The 14118-nt window shown below is 41.6% G+C and carries 11 protein-coding genes; 4 read left to right on the forward strand and 7 right to left on the reverse strand.

Annotation, left to right across the window (positions count from 1 at the left end):
* The 7 genes from BM176_RS13440 to BM176_RS13470 form a co-directional block, all read right to left on the reverse strand.
* The gene (locus BM176_RS13440; protein ID WP_143097800.1) at positions 1 to 2640 is read right to left on the reverse strand and encodes a hypothetical protein; all 2640 of its coding nucleotides are present in this window, start codon (positions 2638 to 2640) and stop codon (positions 1 to 3) included.
* Between the two features lie 7 nt (positions 2641 to 2647).
* Positions 2648 to 3178 (reverse strand): DUF4402 domain-containing protein, encoded by a 531-nt coding sequence (locus BM176_RS13445; protein ID WP_090103782.1) that lies wholly within the window; start codon positions 3176 to 3178, stop codon positions 2648 to 2650.
* Positions 3175 to 4887, reverse strand: coding sequence for a T9SS type A sorting domain-containing protein (locus BM176_RS13450; RefSeq protein WP_090103784.1), 1713 nt, complete (start codon positions 4885 to 4887; stop codon positions 3175 to 3177). The genes BM176_RS13445 and BM176_RS13450 overlap by 4 nt, the downstream gene beginning before the upstream one ends.
* Positions 4888 to 4905: 18 nt before the next feature.
* Complete coding sequence (locus BM176_RS13455; protein ID WP_090103785.1) at positions 4906 to 7365, reverse strand: hypothetical protein; 2460 nt, start codon at positions 7363 to 7365, stop codon at positions 4906 to 4908.
* A 34-nt stretch (positions 7366 to 7399) separates the two neighbouring features.
* Positions 7400 to 8260: a fimbrial biogenesis chaperone gene (locus BM176_RS13460; protein ID WP_090103787.1), complete on the reverse strand. Its 861-nt coding sequence runs from the start codon at positions 8258 to 8260 to the stop codon at positions 7400 to 7402.
* An 88-nt stretch (positions 8261 to 8348) separates the two neighbouring features.
* Positions 8349 to 8861 carry a DUF4402 domain-containing protein gene (locus BM176_RS13465; RefSeq protein ID WP_090104898.1) on the reverse strand — a complete coding sequence of 171 codons (513 nt, stop codon included), beginning with the start codon at positions 8859 to 8861 and terminating at the stop codon, positions 8349 to 8351.
* A gap of 44 nt (positions 8862 to 8905) precedes the next feature.
* Positions 8906 to 9214, reverse strand: a complete 309-nt coding sequence (locus tag BM176_RS13470) for a hypothetical protein (protein ID WP_090103789.1) — start codon at positions 9212 to 9214, stop codon at positions 8906 to 8908.
* A 450-nt stretch (positions 9215 to 9664) separates the two neighbouring features.
* Between BM176_RS13470 and BM176_RS13475 the strand changes: the two genes are divergently transcribed.
* The 4 genes from BM176_RS13475 (at position 9665) to BM176_RS13490 (ending at position 14116) form a co-directional block, all read left to right on the forward strand.
* Entirely contained in the window at positions 9665 to 11902 is a 2238-nt protein-coding gene (locus BM176_RS13475; protein WP_090103791.1) for a helix-turn-helix domain-containing protein, read from the forward strand.
* Positions 11903 to 11977: 75 nt separating this feature from the next.
* The gene (locus BM176_RS13480; protein ID WP_090103793.1) at positions 11978 to 12616 is read left to right on the forward strand and encodes a Crp/Fnr family transcriptional regulator; all 639 of its coding nucleotides are present in this window, start codon (positions 11978 to 11980) and stop codon (positions 12614 to 12616) included.
* Between the two features lie 59 nt (positions 12617 to 12675).
* Complete coding sequence (locus BM176_RS13485; RefSeq protein WP_090103795.1) at positions 12676 to 13482, forward strand: sulfite exporter TauE/SafE family protein; 807 nt, start codon at positions 12676 to 12678, stop codon at positions 13480 to 13482.
* A 64-nt stretch (positions 13483 to 13546) separates the two neighbouring features.
* Positions 13547 to 14116, forward strand: coding sequence for a YeeE/YedE family protein (locus tag BM176_RS13490; protein ID WP_218162204.1), 570 nt, complete (start codon positions 13547 to 13549; stop codon positions 14114 to 14116).
* The last annotated feature ends 2 nt before the right edge of the window (positions 14117 to 14118 follow it).

The following is a 14118-nucleotide window of genomic DNA, read 5'->3' on the forward strand; positions in this document are numbered from 1 at the left end:
TTATTGATTGGGTTGTAATGTAAATCCAAGTCCATCTATTACATCTCCCTCTCTGTTATCTGATATTTGAAAAGGAATTGCGAAGGGGCTAGCCGTCATCTTCAGTTTTTGCAACTGCTCCTTATCCACCTCTGCTGTATATTTACCGGGAGTTAACCCGATATAACTGAAGAACCCGTCAAATTCAGTAAGGATGCACGCTGCAAGCGAGGAATCTGCGCTGTAAATACATACTTTGATGCGCCCTATTCCTTTCAGTTCATCGTTATCCTTCAGATATACATTTCCTGATACTTCACCCATAATAGATACCGGGACCTCTATCAGTTTTAACTGATTGGGTTCAATCATTACGCTGATTACGGGCTTTTTTACTTGCCAGGAAATATTTTCAAAACTGTTGCGCTCCAGTTCTATAAAAGTGTTTACATAAGGTTCCATATCTGTTATACGGACGGTAGTATCCCGCCTGTTATGGAAAATGCGGCCGCCATGACTTTTCACTTTAAGCCCGTAGACATTAGGTTCTCCCGGATCCCGCCGGCCACTGTTATTCAGATCAAGAAAGGGAAGGAATACAACTCCACCGGTACCAAGACTACTACGGTTGGATGTACCATTGTAACCGGTGGGCCCATTATGCATCAGGCTTCCCCTGGCAGATTGTACCAGGGTAGTTGAATTACGGCCGTGCATTGCAGAAAAACCTACCTGCGAAAATGAAAAGTCGTAGCGTAATCCTATCCCTATATTGCTGCCTCCGCCTTTAAAATTTTTTTCATAAGAGATACTCACATATCCATTATGAAACAGGTATTTCGCCATCTCACATCTTAGAGTCATCAACCGGTTTGTATTATATTCATATTGTGCCTGAGGGGTAACCGTCAGTTGCCCAGGCAGCCGGAAGGAGAGAGCGAGATTGCTATATACATAAGGTTTTTCCCTTGGCTGAAATACTGCATAAGTGGTAAGGTTCGTGCCTACTTTGAAAAGGGCTCCAGATAACAGCCATTCGGCGGTGGTATATTTTGTATCAGGTAAAATTATCTGATCCAGTGTAACCCGGGTAAATAGTGAAAATTTCTTGCTGATAAATGGCCGTGATATTATTATTTTACGCTGTTCCCTATAATTGTAAATGATAGCTTTCTGATCTTTCGTAAAGTGTGTATAATTCAGTTCAATCTGCAGGTTGGAAGGTAAACGGTAACTTAATATTCCTTTTGCCCTTACTCCATGTGTATACTCCCCTGAAAATAACATATTGGAGCCTATACGCAACGAGGCATTCATAAAGGGCATAGTTTTACCGGTAGTTACGGAAGAAAGGTATTCAATACCTCCGCCCACTGTTATATGGCGGGTAATACCGTAATTCATTTGCAGGCGTGAGAACTTGCTATGAGCAGTATCCTCTACAATGCCCGCACTTGCTGTATATTCAAATTCATGTAAAGGAAGAAAATTAAATGGGATACTGACATTCTCTTCATTAATACGCTCTTCCCCCCAGGGACCATAAAAACGGAGTTTCAATACTGAATTACCATATACTAACGGCACCTGGAATGTGAAAAATCCGGAAGCATCAGCAGTAGTATAATCCACGAGGGCATCATTTACATATAGTTCCACTGTCCAGTTAGGGCCGGTAAAATTACTTAACGTATAAGAACCGAACGACCGCCGGTAGGCAGTAGATGTGTTAGTGATCTGCATACCTACTACCGGATTAAAAATGGAGGAAACAGATTGCGTAAAGATTTTCCCGGCTATTACCTGTCGTAAAGCGCGATGATCATTGTTGACAAAACGCCACCGGTAATATTGCTGCCGCTTGTCAAAAGGCTTAATTGTATTGCTATCATGAGTGGAAGATGTTTTCTGAGCGTAATTATTATAGTTGAGAGATACAGTTGCTTCTCCACCAGCAACAGTTGCTCCGAGTCCTAAACTAAGCCAGGTATTGTTTACACCCGGTAGTCTCTGGGTAGCCACTACAGACCAGTCGGCCACTCCAAACTGGAATAAGGAATAATGTCGGGGGATAATGGTATCTGCTTTTATGTGTCCTTTAAGCTTGTTAATATTCCGTCGCATCATATCCAGTTTCATTTCACGAATTGCCGGTAGTTCCTGTTTTGTACTCAATACCATAGACAGGCTGCGGAAATTAAATTTACAGTCAAGCCCAAACACCTTGTTGAAATAATTCATTTTCAGATAAAGGCCTGTTTCTGTAAGTACAAAATCACTTTTATGCAGAATAAAAACTTTGCCCTGATATTGAATACGTTTATTGACTTTGTCAATCAGGAAAACTGCTCCCTCATTGATAAAAGATCCTGATACAGAATCCATCCCGGAGGAAAGCTTATGCCGGATCTTTAAAAAATCAAATACATCGGCAATAGAGAGGAAGACTGAATCACTATTGATTACGGCTGAAACCTCCTGGCCACCTATGCCTTGTACTATCAGAAAAACGGAAGTTTCATAATATGGAGGGTCTTCTTCATTCGCGTAAACGTTGTAAAAAAAACAGCACAGCAATAGCATTATACATCCTGCCGTGCGTACAACAAAATTGTTGCAGCAGCGAAAGGTATTTGTATATGTGCTATTGCATAACATCATAATTTTATTATTCCTGGATAAAAGTAACTGAGAACATTCCACTGTATGAACCCGCAGGATTAGCAAGCATATTCCCTACTGTAAGTGTGCCTCCGATTCTCACCTGCGTTCGTGCCGGTGAGGTAGCTGTAGCCACAAACGGAGTTCCTGTACTGGCAGTGCCGATATGCAATGAGAGAGTTCCTCCACCGCTGCCTGAGAGATTAACATCTGGCCCGTTCATGATAGCAATGAGGGTACCAGGATTTGCATCTATCTCAAAAATAGCGGAGGAGAAGGGAAACCCCAGATTCGCCTGCACTACACTCCCTGTTACTGAACGGGAACCATCCGGATAAATGATTACTGAACCGCCGGAAGGACCATGAAAAAACGCACCAAATATGAGCCCCTGTGCGGGGTTCACGTAAATGGCTATAGGACGTGGCGGCGGTTCCTGTGAGTATGCAGTGAAATGCATGAGCAGCAGTAGTGCCATTACACATATCAGTGTGTAACCTTTATTCTTGCCGGATGGTATAATATTAATCTTAATCATTTGCTGATAACCACCTTTTTTGAAAATGTATGTTGTTTGGTATAAAAACTTACGATGTAAAGTCCACTGCTGAATTGTGAACCGAGTTCATGATATCCATTGCCATAAAGATCTTTTTGTAGTACTGTTTGCCCCAGCAGATTGGTTATAGAAATGGAACACTTTGCATCAGGTATATTTTTCAGGTATACATACAGTTTACCGTTTATGCTATAAACTGTAGTGCCGGTTTCTGATGATGAGCCATTATCTTTTTTGTGGAACACAATAGAAAACCTGTTCTCATATGTGCCCTCCTCCAGGAACAAACGATATTGCGGATCACTCTGAAGGTCCTGTGTTTTCCCTGTTTTGGCATCATATAAATAAATATGCTGGCCATAAGGGATCCGTTCCATATCCTGCGTATTAAAAATGATCGATCCTGCATGTTTTATTTGCAGCCCAAGTGGGATTGTACTGGTACTATCGTATGTGGCAGGCCATGAGATGATAGAGAGCCTGGCAGCATCAGTAGAAAGTGCATACAGATTAGGTACCTGTGAATCTGTATTCATGATCTTAAGAGCATCTTTTTCCCTATCAAAAGAGGATATAGCTTCATCTGCAAAGTAGATTACTACTGCGTCTGAAATGCCCCCATCAAATGCAGCAGTTAAACGTAATAAAGGGACGCTTAATGGCGGGGCACGATAAAAATTGGGCACCAGGTTATTAATGCGTGCATTATTATTAACGGAAAAGGTTGCTGTAACCGGGTAAGTACCATTAGATACATGTATAAAAAATCCCTGCATAGCAGCTATAATGTTATTGGCGGTTCCGTTGCTGGAAACGCCATTAATATAAGAGCTGTAAGTACCTGTATATTGGTTGGTAGTACCCGCATTAAAGTAATAGACTGCATTGTCAATATTTGTACGGGTCCAGCCACCAGCCAGATCCCAGTCAACCGGCGACGGGTAAGGATTACCCACGAGATTGAAACCAAGAGTATAAGGTCGGTTGTGGTTATATAGCGTAGCAGAAAGTGTATGGTTATTGACCACACCTGTTATATCTGCTGTTGTAGAGGCGGAGGACGAACCGAAATTGGCATTATATCCCTGCGTAGGTGTGAGCAGGTTAGAAGTGATAGTATCGATTACCCAGCCGGAAGAAACCAGGTTTTCATCATAACGGTAAAAAGGAGGAAATGTGTCTGCGAAATTGATGTCATCAGAAAACTCATTTACGGTTGCTGCCAGGAAAGGAGAACTGAAATATTTATAACCAAAACCGGAAGCCAGGTAACGTTGTATGGCAACATTGCCGAGTACTTCGCCGGTACCGGTGCCATCGATTAAAGCGGTTTGTGAAGCTGTGGATAGCAGGGTAAGGTTTCCACCGGCATTGAGGGTATCATTGCTTAAAAGAATGGCTTTCAGAGTATGACCGGCAGTGATGATAGTGGTATTACTAGTGCTGGCTACTGTAATATTATTGAATGTGGTAGAGGATGTTCCGCCCAGTGTTTGAACAGTACCACCAAAGATCACTGTACCGCTATTATGGGTAAACGTGCCGTTATTAGTCCAGTTACTTTGCAGTACTATATTCCCATTACCGGAAATGATGTATGCATTCGATGGAATGATTAAACCCTGCGCCTTGAGAAATAGAGGTAGCAGGTTTAAAATAAGAATAGGTATGTAAAATTTTGGTTTCATTTATTGATAGTCTCATTTTTATTGAATGATTGTTATATCAAAAACCGCATTGTTTCCTATCTTCTGATTACCTAATGATCCTGCCCCTGTATTCGTAAAGTTTATATCTACTGTGTTGGTGGCACTTACACGGGACCAGGCAATTCCCACCCCGTTGGGAAGTGCGGCACGTGGATTGACAATAACGGTATTACTAGTCGCAGCACCTGTTACCGTCACGGATTTGGTAAGACTTAACGAATAGGTGATGTTGTTGGTATTATCGCTAATCGTAACGGACGTTTTGATTACATTGTTAAGTACGCTTCCTGACGCCCCCAGTTTAAAGGTGCCTGCTACATCCAGTTTTGCAGAAGGTGTAATGGTAGCAATGCCTACATTTTCGTTTGCTAAAATCCGCATCGCTTCATTGGCAGGGGCTGTACCTCCTACAAGGAAGATTAGATCCTTGGCAGCATTATTATTGACCAAATACATGTCATTACCTGAAGAAATCAGATAACAGTCGTTTGCCTTCCCGGTTTCTATTGGATTGCCGGATTGATATACATATCCAGAACCATTAATACCGAGGTCCACAAAGTTGGTGGTTTCGGTACCATTGTTGGCAGTTGCAACAAGATCAGCACTGGATTGGGTTCCTGTCGACAAGTTCTGGATGTTGAACTGGAGGTAGTTATTAATACTTCCTTTTGCATAAACAGCATTTACGGAAGTGGTAGTACCCGCATCTATCAGTAATTTTTCACGGTTAGTAGCATCAAATGCAGAAGTGCCAATCGCTACGCAGCCCAGGCTATCTATTATCATTCGTTGCACATTATTTGTACGAATCGGGAAATGGACATTATCAGCCGTACCTAAAAAGTTTGTTAAATTGCTGGTTCCGCTATTTCCGGTAGTAGACCAACTATTTGTTAAAGAGGTAAACGTATTATAGGGTAGTTTTTTCACTACCCCACTTGAGATGGTAAGTAAACTATCTGAAGAAGTTCCTAATTGTACGCCCATTAGTGTAACCGGATTTGTACCGACTACGTGCAGGGGGGTTGTAGGAATGGTAGTCCCAATCCCAATCCTGCCCAGGCTGTCGACCACCATCCGTTCCACATTATTTGTACGGATACGTAAACTTTTTAGATCAGAGGTGCCAAGAAAATTTGTTCCAGAATTTGTACCCGTATTACCGGTAAGTATCCAGGCCGTTGCAGCCGAGAATGTTGAGAAAGGGAGTTTCTTCACAGTGCCGGATGTGATTGTTAATACACTATCTGAGGTGGCACCATCTTGCACACCGGTTAAAGTTAATGGGTTAGTAGCAAAAACGTGGAGGGCTGTAGCAGGAGTAGTAGTACCGATACCAACCCTGCCCAGACTGTCGACCACCATCCGTTCTATATTATTTGTACGGAGACGTAAACTTTTAAGATCACTGGTGCCAAGAAAATTAGTTCCGGAATTTGTGCTTGTATTGCCAGTAGTAGACCAGCTATTTGCTAAAGTGGAAAATGTATTATAGGGTAGTTTTTTCACTAACCCACTTGCAATGGTAAGCAAACTGTCTGTAGAGGTTCCTAATTGCACGCCCACTAATGTAACTGGGTTTGTACCTATTATATGCAAAAGGGAAGAAGGTATCGCAGTGCCTATACCGAAATATCCATTTTCGTCTACAACACTCATTGCAGTTTGAGACGAATTACGCCACTCTGTAAGATTCGCGGTTTGTGTGGCAGACTTGGCCTGGATAGCCAGAGGTACGCTGACATCACGTTGTGACGGCACTAATACCCCCGTGTTGAGAAGGTCGGGACCTGTTAGAAAAGATGGGAAAATTGCTGACTGACGGTCACCAGCTAGTATGGTTGTATGAAAAGAACCTATCTGCAGTGATTTTCCACCGCCCCCTTGTAAGAACATATCTCCCGCATCTCCTTCAATACGGAAAGTGCCAGCTGCGGAATTAGAAAAAATTATTTCTGAAAGGGTACCTACGCGACGTATTTCCAATGTATCTTTTAGTACTAATGGACTTGCAGGATTAGTTACACCAATCCCAACTCTGCCCAGACTATCGACGACCATCCGTTCTACATTATTTGTACGGAGACGTAAACTTATGAGATCACTGGTGCCAAGAAAATTAGTTCCGGAATTGGTACTAGTATTGCCGGTAAGTGACCATGGGGACCCACTTGTTGCAACGCTTATCCAGGCACTATTAGTGTAATAATAAAATCCTTTGGTATTATCAGTTTGATACACCAGCAAGCCTTCTGCCGGGCTGGTAACAGCAATTCGTTGTGCTTGTGTCATTCGTGGTGCCAGGAAACCTTTTGTTGTTGATTTAACATCCAGCACAGAAGATGCTGCTCCTGTTGTATAGGCAGCATCATCAGTAACTATTACTGTTTGTGCAAATGTTACTGTAGAAACAGCAATAAATACAACTAATAAAAAGGTAGACTTAGTTTTCATGCGAATGATTTTAAAAACCTGGTAATGCTGTGTATCAGTGCAACAGTAGTTCCGCCTGTGCCAGGAGGACTGGAGTAACAACTCCATCAGTTGTTATAGAATATTCTACCAGCAGTTTGCCTTTATGGTAATTAAAACCGGGTTTAGTATTCAGATTAACATGAAATTTGCGGACTATGTTTGGAGTATAAACAGCTATGCCATTTACCATACCCACCTTTGTAACCTTTCCCTGTGGAGAGATATATTTTACTGTCACATCGCCATATGAAGAAAAGTTTCCTGTACGGTTAATCAGCATATTAATTCCGTGGAGAGAGTCAGTATCAAGGGATAAATCTGACAGACTCACTTTTGTTGTAGACTGCCCTATCCGGATAATTACAGGAATGGAAATACCGAAAATAGCTATCAATTTTACAGATATAGCGGAAGAATCCTTTGGTGGCATTTTGTCACCCAAAGGCTTTTCATCGGGTACTGCCCGCAAGTAAATATGGGAGCGATATTCACCCATAGTTAACTGACTTGATCTGGTAAGTTGTATTTTGACTAATTGTGCTTCACCAGGCGCAAGTACTACTGTTCGTGGAAAAAAACGTAAATTATTACTGGCAAAAGCCTGCCCGGAATCCGGCTGGCTTATCCTTTCAAATGTTCCGTCTGTATTCATCCTTATTTCCATTAAAGAAACAAGGTATTTTGCAGTATCCTTCCCGCTGTTCGCGAGGTTAAGTTCCTGCATTTTTTTCTGTCCTTCAAAAACTACTCTCACTGGAGTAATCAATAAATTTCCCTGTGCCATTGTTTTTAAAGGTATCGTACCGGTAAGGAGGATCCCTGCTGAAATGATAATAATAAGATACTGTGCCTGTGCATACACATAGCGTTTCATATATAGCGTTGGTTTTAGATTTTGACATGTATTTAAAAATATTGGATACGGTACAATATGTACCGTATCCAGTGTAGGTTTAGAAGAGTTAATTATAATTTACAGTAACGTCAAAAGGAGTGTCTGAAACATAAGTACCGGCAGGTTGTGCAGCACCTACATTTAGTGTAGCACCCACATTAAGTGTTTGTTCCCCTGCGGTTAATGCACCGCCGGCTCCTGAAGGAGTGCTGACAAATGTAGTAACAGTCATAGTATTAGCACCACTGCTGATTGTAACTGCTGAAGATGGAAGTGTAACAGTGTATCCGTATGATCCTGTGCCAGATACGGTAAAAGACGCTGCAGATACGGTTCCTGCAGTTGTAGGAAGTGTAACACCTAAGAACCTGGCACGTACACCAGCGGCCGATAATGTTACAGTACCACCTGTAGTAGATTGTACCGCTACATTCCCAAAGTTCATGTCAACATCTTTGACAATACTGATCGGTGTTACAATTGTAGCAGTGGCAGTGGCAGAGGCTGTTTCCTGTGCATGCGATTGAGTAACAAAACCGACCAACATTAAAGAAGTGACGAAAAATGTAATTGTTTTCATAGAATTTTTTGTATTTACTATATTTAATAGATTAAAGTGCCCCTTCATTCAGGAGTCCTGTAATAGGTCGCAACCTGATTTTCTTCATGACCTGCAGTAACAACATAAATACCTGACGATGCCGGTGTTTCAGTTACATCTGCTACTTCGTATAGTTTACCGCATATTAGATCTCCGAATTTGCATCCTGTTAGTATGAATTCCTCGCTAGCCCCTTGGAATAAATAAGGATACCCGGTTGAATCTAAATAAAACTGATAGTACACAGTGTCTCTGACCGAAACAGGTTTTGTGGCGAATGCACTACATACAGCAATAGTAACGGCTAATAGCCCGAAATAAATGGTTTTCATAAATTATGATTTTAAAGTATAAGGTGAAAAAATGAAACTGATCAGCAAACGCTGCAGCGAGGTAAAAGAGATTTTTCTAAATACAAGATTTCGTTATGCATTAAGGCTTCTCTAAAATTTTTTATTTGGATTTTTGGTTTTTCTTATTGTTCTGGACTTTGGAATTAGGTTTTAATAAAGTATCGGATAAATTGATAGTGGTATTTCGAGGACTCCCGTGGAGTTTTTTTGTTCACTTGTTAAGACGATGTATATTACTTCTAATTTATTAAACTAGCAAATTAATTTATTGATTATCAGTTAGTAAGTAGTATTAAATTAATATATGTGTTATAGTTTGTATTATAAATGGAGATTGAATTATATTAGAATCAGGTATGAGTTTATCGCTATTTAACAAACATTTTTCCTTAAATTCGCACACTTAATTTTTATCTTACACATTTTTATATGCCACAACCGGATACCTCAAATACAATGTTTCATCTGGCGGCAGACTATATCAATCATACAAACCGCCATCTTTTTTTAACCGGTAAAGCCGGTACAGGAAAAACTACTTTCCTGAAATATATAAAGGATAACACTCCTAAAAATACTGTAGTAGTAGCGCCTACTGGTGTTGCTGCTATCAATGCCGGCGGGGTTACCATGCATTCATTCTTCCAGTTGCCTTTCGGTCCATATGTACCTTCAGGTGCACATCTCTTTGGTGTAGACAATGGGGTAACTGATACGCATGCACTGTTCCGCAATATCCGGTTCAATCATGAGAAGAAAGAACTACTACGTGAAATGGAACTGCTCATCATCGATGAGGTGAGTATGGTGCGGGCAGATACACTGGATGCGATAGATGCTATTATGCGCCACTTCCGCAGCCAGCCATTATTACCATTTGGTGGAGTACAGGTATTGTACATAGGAGATCTTTACCAGCTGCCACCTGTAATGCCGGACGATCAGTGGCAACTGCTGAAAGACCACTACGAAAGCGTATTCTTTTTCCATGCAAGAGTGATGCGTCAGGCACCTCCTCTGTATATTGAATTGAAAAAAATCTATCGTCAAAATGAAAGGTCGTTTATCGATCTGCTGAATGGGGTGCGTAACAGTACACTGGACTGGGACCAGCTGGAAACACTGAACCAACGGTATGATCCTAAGTTCAATGGGGAAGGCGATCAGTATATCGTATTAACCACACATAACAGACGCGCCGATGAAATCAATGCTGCCCGCCTGGCAGCTATGGGTGGAAAACTGCACCGTTTTGAAGGAGAGATAAAAGGAGAGTTCAGTGATAAGGCATTACCTACAGATATGGTACTGCAAATCAAACCTGGTGTACAGGTGATGTTTATCAAAAATGATCTGGCAGAACCCCGCCGCTATTTTAACGGCAAGCTGGCTACTGTGCAATCAGTGATTGGTGAAGATAAAATTGTAGTGGTACTATCGGGCAGCGAAGAAACGCTGATACTGGAAAAAGAAACATGGCGGAACATCCGCTATTCCTGGAATAAAGCAGAGAACAGTGTGGATGAAGAGGAACTGGGAAGTTTTACGCAATATCCAATACGACTGGCATGGGCTATTACCATCCACAAAAGTCAGGGACTAACCTTTGAAAAGGCTATCATTGATGCCGGTAATGCGTTTGCTCCCGGACAGGTATATGTGGCTTTAAGCCGCTGTACTTCACTCGAAGGACTGGTATTACATTCCCGAATTCATCCGGGTGCTATCAGAACAGATCTGCAGGTGCAGGAGTTTTCTGAGCGATCAAATGATTCCGATAAACTGGAAGATGACCTGGATAGTCAGAAACGGATTTTCTGGGGAGAACAGCTCATCAAAGTGTTTGGTGGAGAGAAAACCCTGACAGAACTGCAATTACATGCTTTCTGGCTGAAAGATAAAAAGATGACCGGCATGGAGAGTGCCGTTACACTTAGCCGTAATCTGCAACAACTGGCAGCTCAACAATATCAGGTAGGTCAGAAATTCCGCCAGCAGCTACAGCCTTTAGTGGAAGATGTTTTACGGACCGATGAGACAACCATCCTGAAAGAACGTGTAAGCAAAGCGGTAGCCTATTTTACGCAGGACATCTACGACAATCTGATCAAACCTGTAAAGCGGGAGCTGGACATCGTAAAAGATATTCCTAAAATAAAAAAGTATGTAGTGCAGCTGAGTGCCCTGGAAACATTCCTGTGGAACCGGTTGGAAGTTTTTGTGAATCTCAGCTACGGAGATCTGAAATTTAACGAAGGGCTGCCTGATTATGAGGCATTACGCCGTCCAACAAGGGAAAAAGAAAAACAGGTAGAGAAAGAAAAGGTTGTCAAAAAGAAGGCAGAGGCAGGTAGTAGCAGACGCGGTACCCTGGACTTATTTCTGGCGGGTAAAACATTACAGGAGATTGCTACAGAGCGTAGTCTTGCATACAGCACTGTAGAAAGCCATCTGGCAGATGCTGTTGCTTTCGGAGAGCTGGAACTGGAGCGTTTCCTGGACGAAAAGAAGATAGCACTCATTCTGCCGCATGTGAAAGAATTGGGTGTGGCTTCTTCTTCACCCATTAAAGCAAGACTGGGAGATGCAGTGTCCTGGACAGAGATCAGAGCCGTACAGAATCATTATAAAAAGATGAATCCTCAGGATGTTCCTGCAGAGAAATAATTATAGTTAAGGACATGAACAGACTCTTGCGAACGATGATCTGTTAATCGAAGCCAGGAATTATACCTTTGTATTATGGAGGCAACACAGATAAATGAATATCTCAATAAATATTTTCCGCAGTTTGAAGAAGGACTGAGAGAACAGGTAGCTAAGAACTGCACCGTAAAATCTGTGTTGAAAGGAGAAACGATGATCCAGACGGGACAGTATTTCCGTTCTACTGTGCTTGTGATAGAAGGACGTTTAAAACTCTATCGTGAGGGAGAAGAGGGGGGAGAATTCTTTATGTACTACCTGGAGCCTGGTAATGCCTGCGCATTATCTATGGTTTGTGCACAGAAACAACTTACAAGCGGAGTAATGGCGAAGGCATTGGAAGACAGTATTGTACTGATGATACCGGTAGCTATGATGGAATCATTGATGCAGGAATTCAAAAGCTGGTATGCTTTTGTTGTAGAAACTTACCGGTTGCGGTTTGAGGAGTTGCTCGTCATTATTGATAGTATTGCTTTCAAATCAATGGATGAAAGACTGGTATCCTATCTTGAGAATCAACAAAACAAGCTAAATTCCAACCAGCTTTTCATCACTCACAATGAAATTGCGACAGACCTTCATTCTTCCAGGGAGGTTATTTCCAGGTTATTGAAGAAGCTGGAACAGCAGCAGAAGGTTCGCCTGTTTAGAAATTATATAGAGCTTCTGTGACATTAGTCACTGTACTTGCTTCATAACAATGCGATCTTTGCCGTATAATAAATTATGCAATGGTAGTATTGGGTTATCTGGCTTCGCTGCTTATCGGTGTTTCTCTGGGTCTTATTGGTGGGGGAGGATCTATTCTTACAGTACCGGTTCTGGTATATATTTTCAGTATTTCTCCTGTTCTGGCAACTTCTTATTCACTTTTCATTGTTGGCAGCACCAGCCTGATCGGTGCTTATGGTAACTTTCGCAAAGGGCAGGTAAGTTTTCATACAGCCTTATTATTTGGTATCTCTTCCATAGTAACAGTATTTGTTACACGAAAATTTATTATCCCGGCCATTCCTGAGCATTTATTTAAACTCGGACATTTTACTGTAACCTGGTCACTTGTTACAATGATCCTGTTTGCCATACTGATGCTGGCAGCTTCTATATCTATGATCAGCAGTAAAACAGAAGAATGTGCTCCGGCAGGATCCACTACTATCAGTGATTTCCTGAAGCTGTTATTATATGGAGTGGGCATAGGAATTGTAACCGGCCTGTTGGGAGCTGGAGGTGGATTTTTATTGATACCTGCACTCATTATCCTGGTAAAATTGCCTATGAAAACAGCTGTAGGCACTTCGTTGTTCATCATCGCACTCAATTCTTTATTTGGCTTTTTAGGTGATCTTGGGCATTATCAGATCGATTGGTTCTTCCTGTTAAAAATCGCTTTCATTGCAGTGATAGGAATACTATTGGGAGGATTGCTGGCGCCAAAAATATCAGGCGAAAAACTTAAAAAAGGCTTTGGCTGGTTTGTGCTGATAATGGGTATTTATATTATTATTCATGAACTTTTGGTAAAACAGGTAGTGTGACTAAAGTCACCATTCAAAAGCCTGAAGATCCGGAACTTTATATTAAGCAAACAAAAGTATAACAATGACAGTGATTACATTTTTAAAACAACCCTGGCCCTGGTATGTAGCCGGTCCGCTTATAGGACTTACTGTGCCGGCTTTGTTGTTACTGGGTAATAAATCCTTTGGCATCAGTTCATCCATGCGACATATCTGTGCAGCATGTTTGCCAGCAAAAATCCCCTTTTTTCAATATGACTGGAAAAAGGAAATCTGGAATCTTTTCTTTGTAGCAGGCATCCTGGTGGGTGGATTTATAGCAGTGTACTGGCTGGGAAATCCTGAAGCTGTAGCTGTGAATCCAAAACTGGCCAGTGAATTGTCTGTTTATGGAATTCATAATTACCATTCACTGGTACCAACTGAATTATTCAACTGGTCTGCTTTATTCAGTATAAGAGGAGCTGTGATGATGATTGGAGGAGGTTTCCTTGTAGGATTCGGAACACGTTATGCAGGAGGATGTACCAGTGGTCATGCTATCATGGGATTATCAACCCTGCAATGGCCATCGCTGGTAGCAACTATTTCATTCATGTCCGGTGGCTTTATCATGGCTAATCTGATCCTTCCTTACATTCTTAAATTATAATA

It is taken from the genome of Chitinophaga sp. CF118, from assembly GCF_900112615.1.
In the GTDB taxonomy this organism is placed as follows: Bacteria; Bacteroidota; Bacteroidia; order Chitinophagales; family Chitinophagaceae; genus Chitinophaga.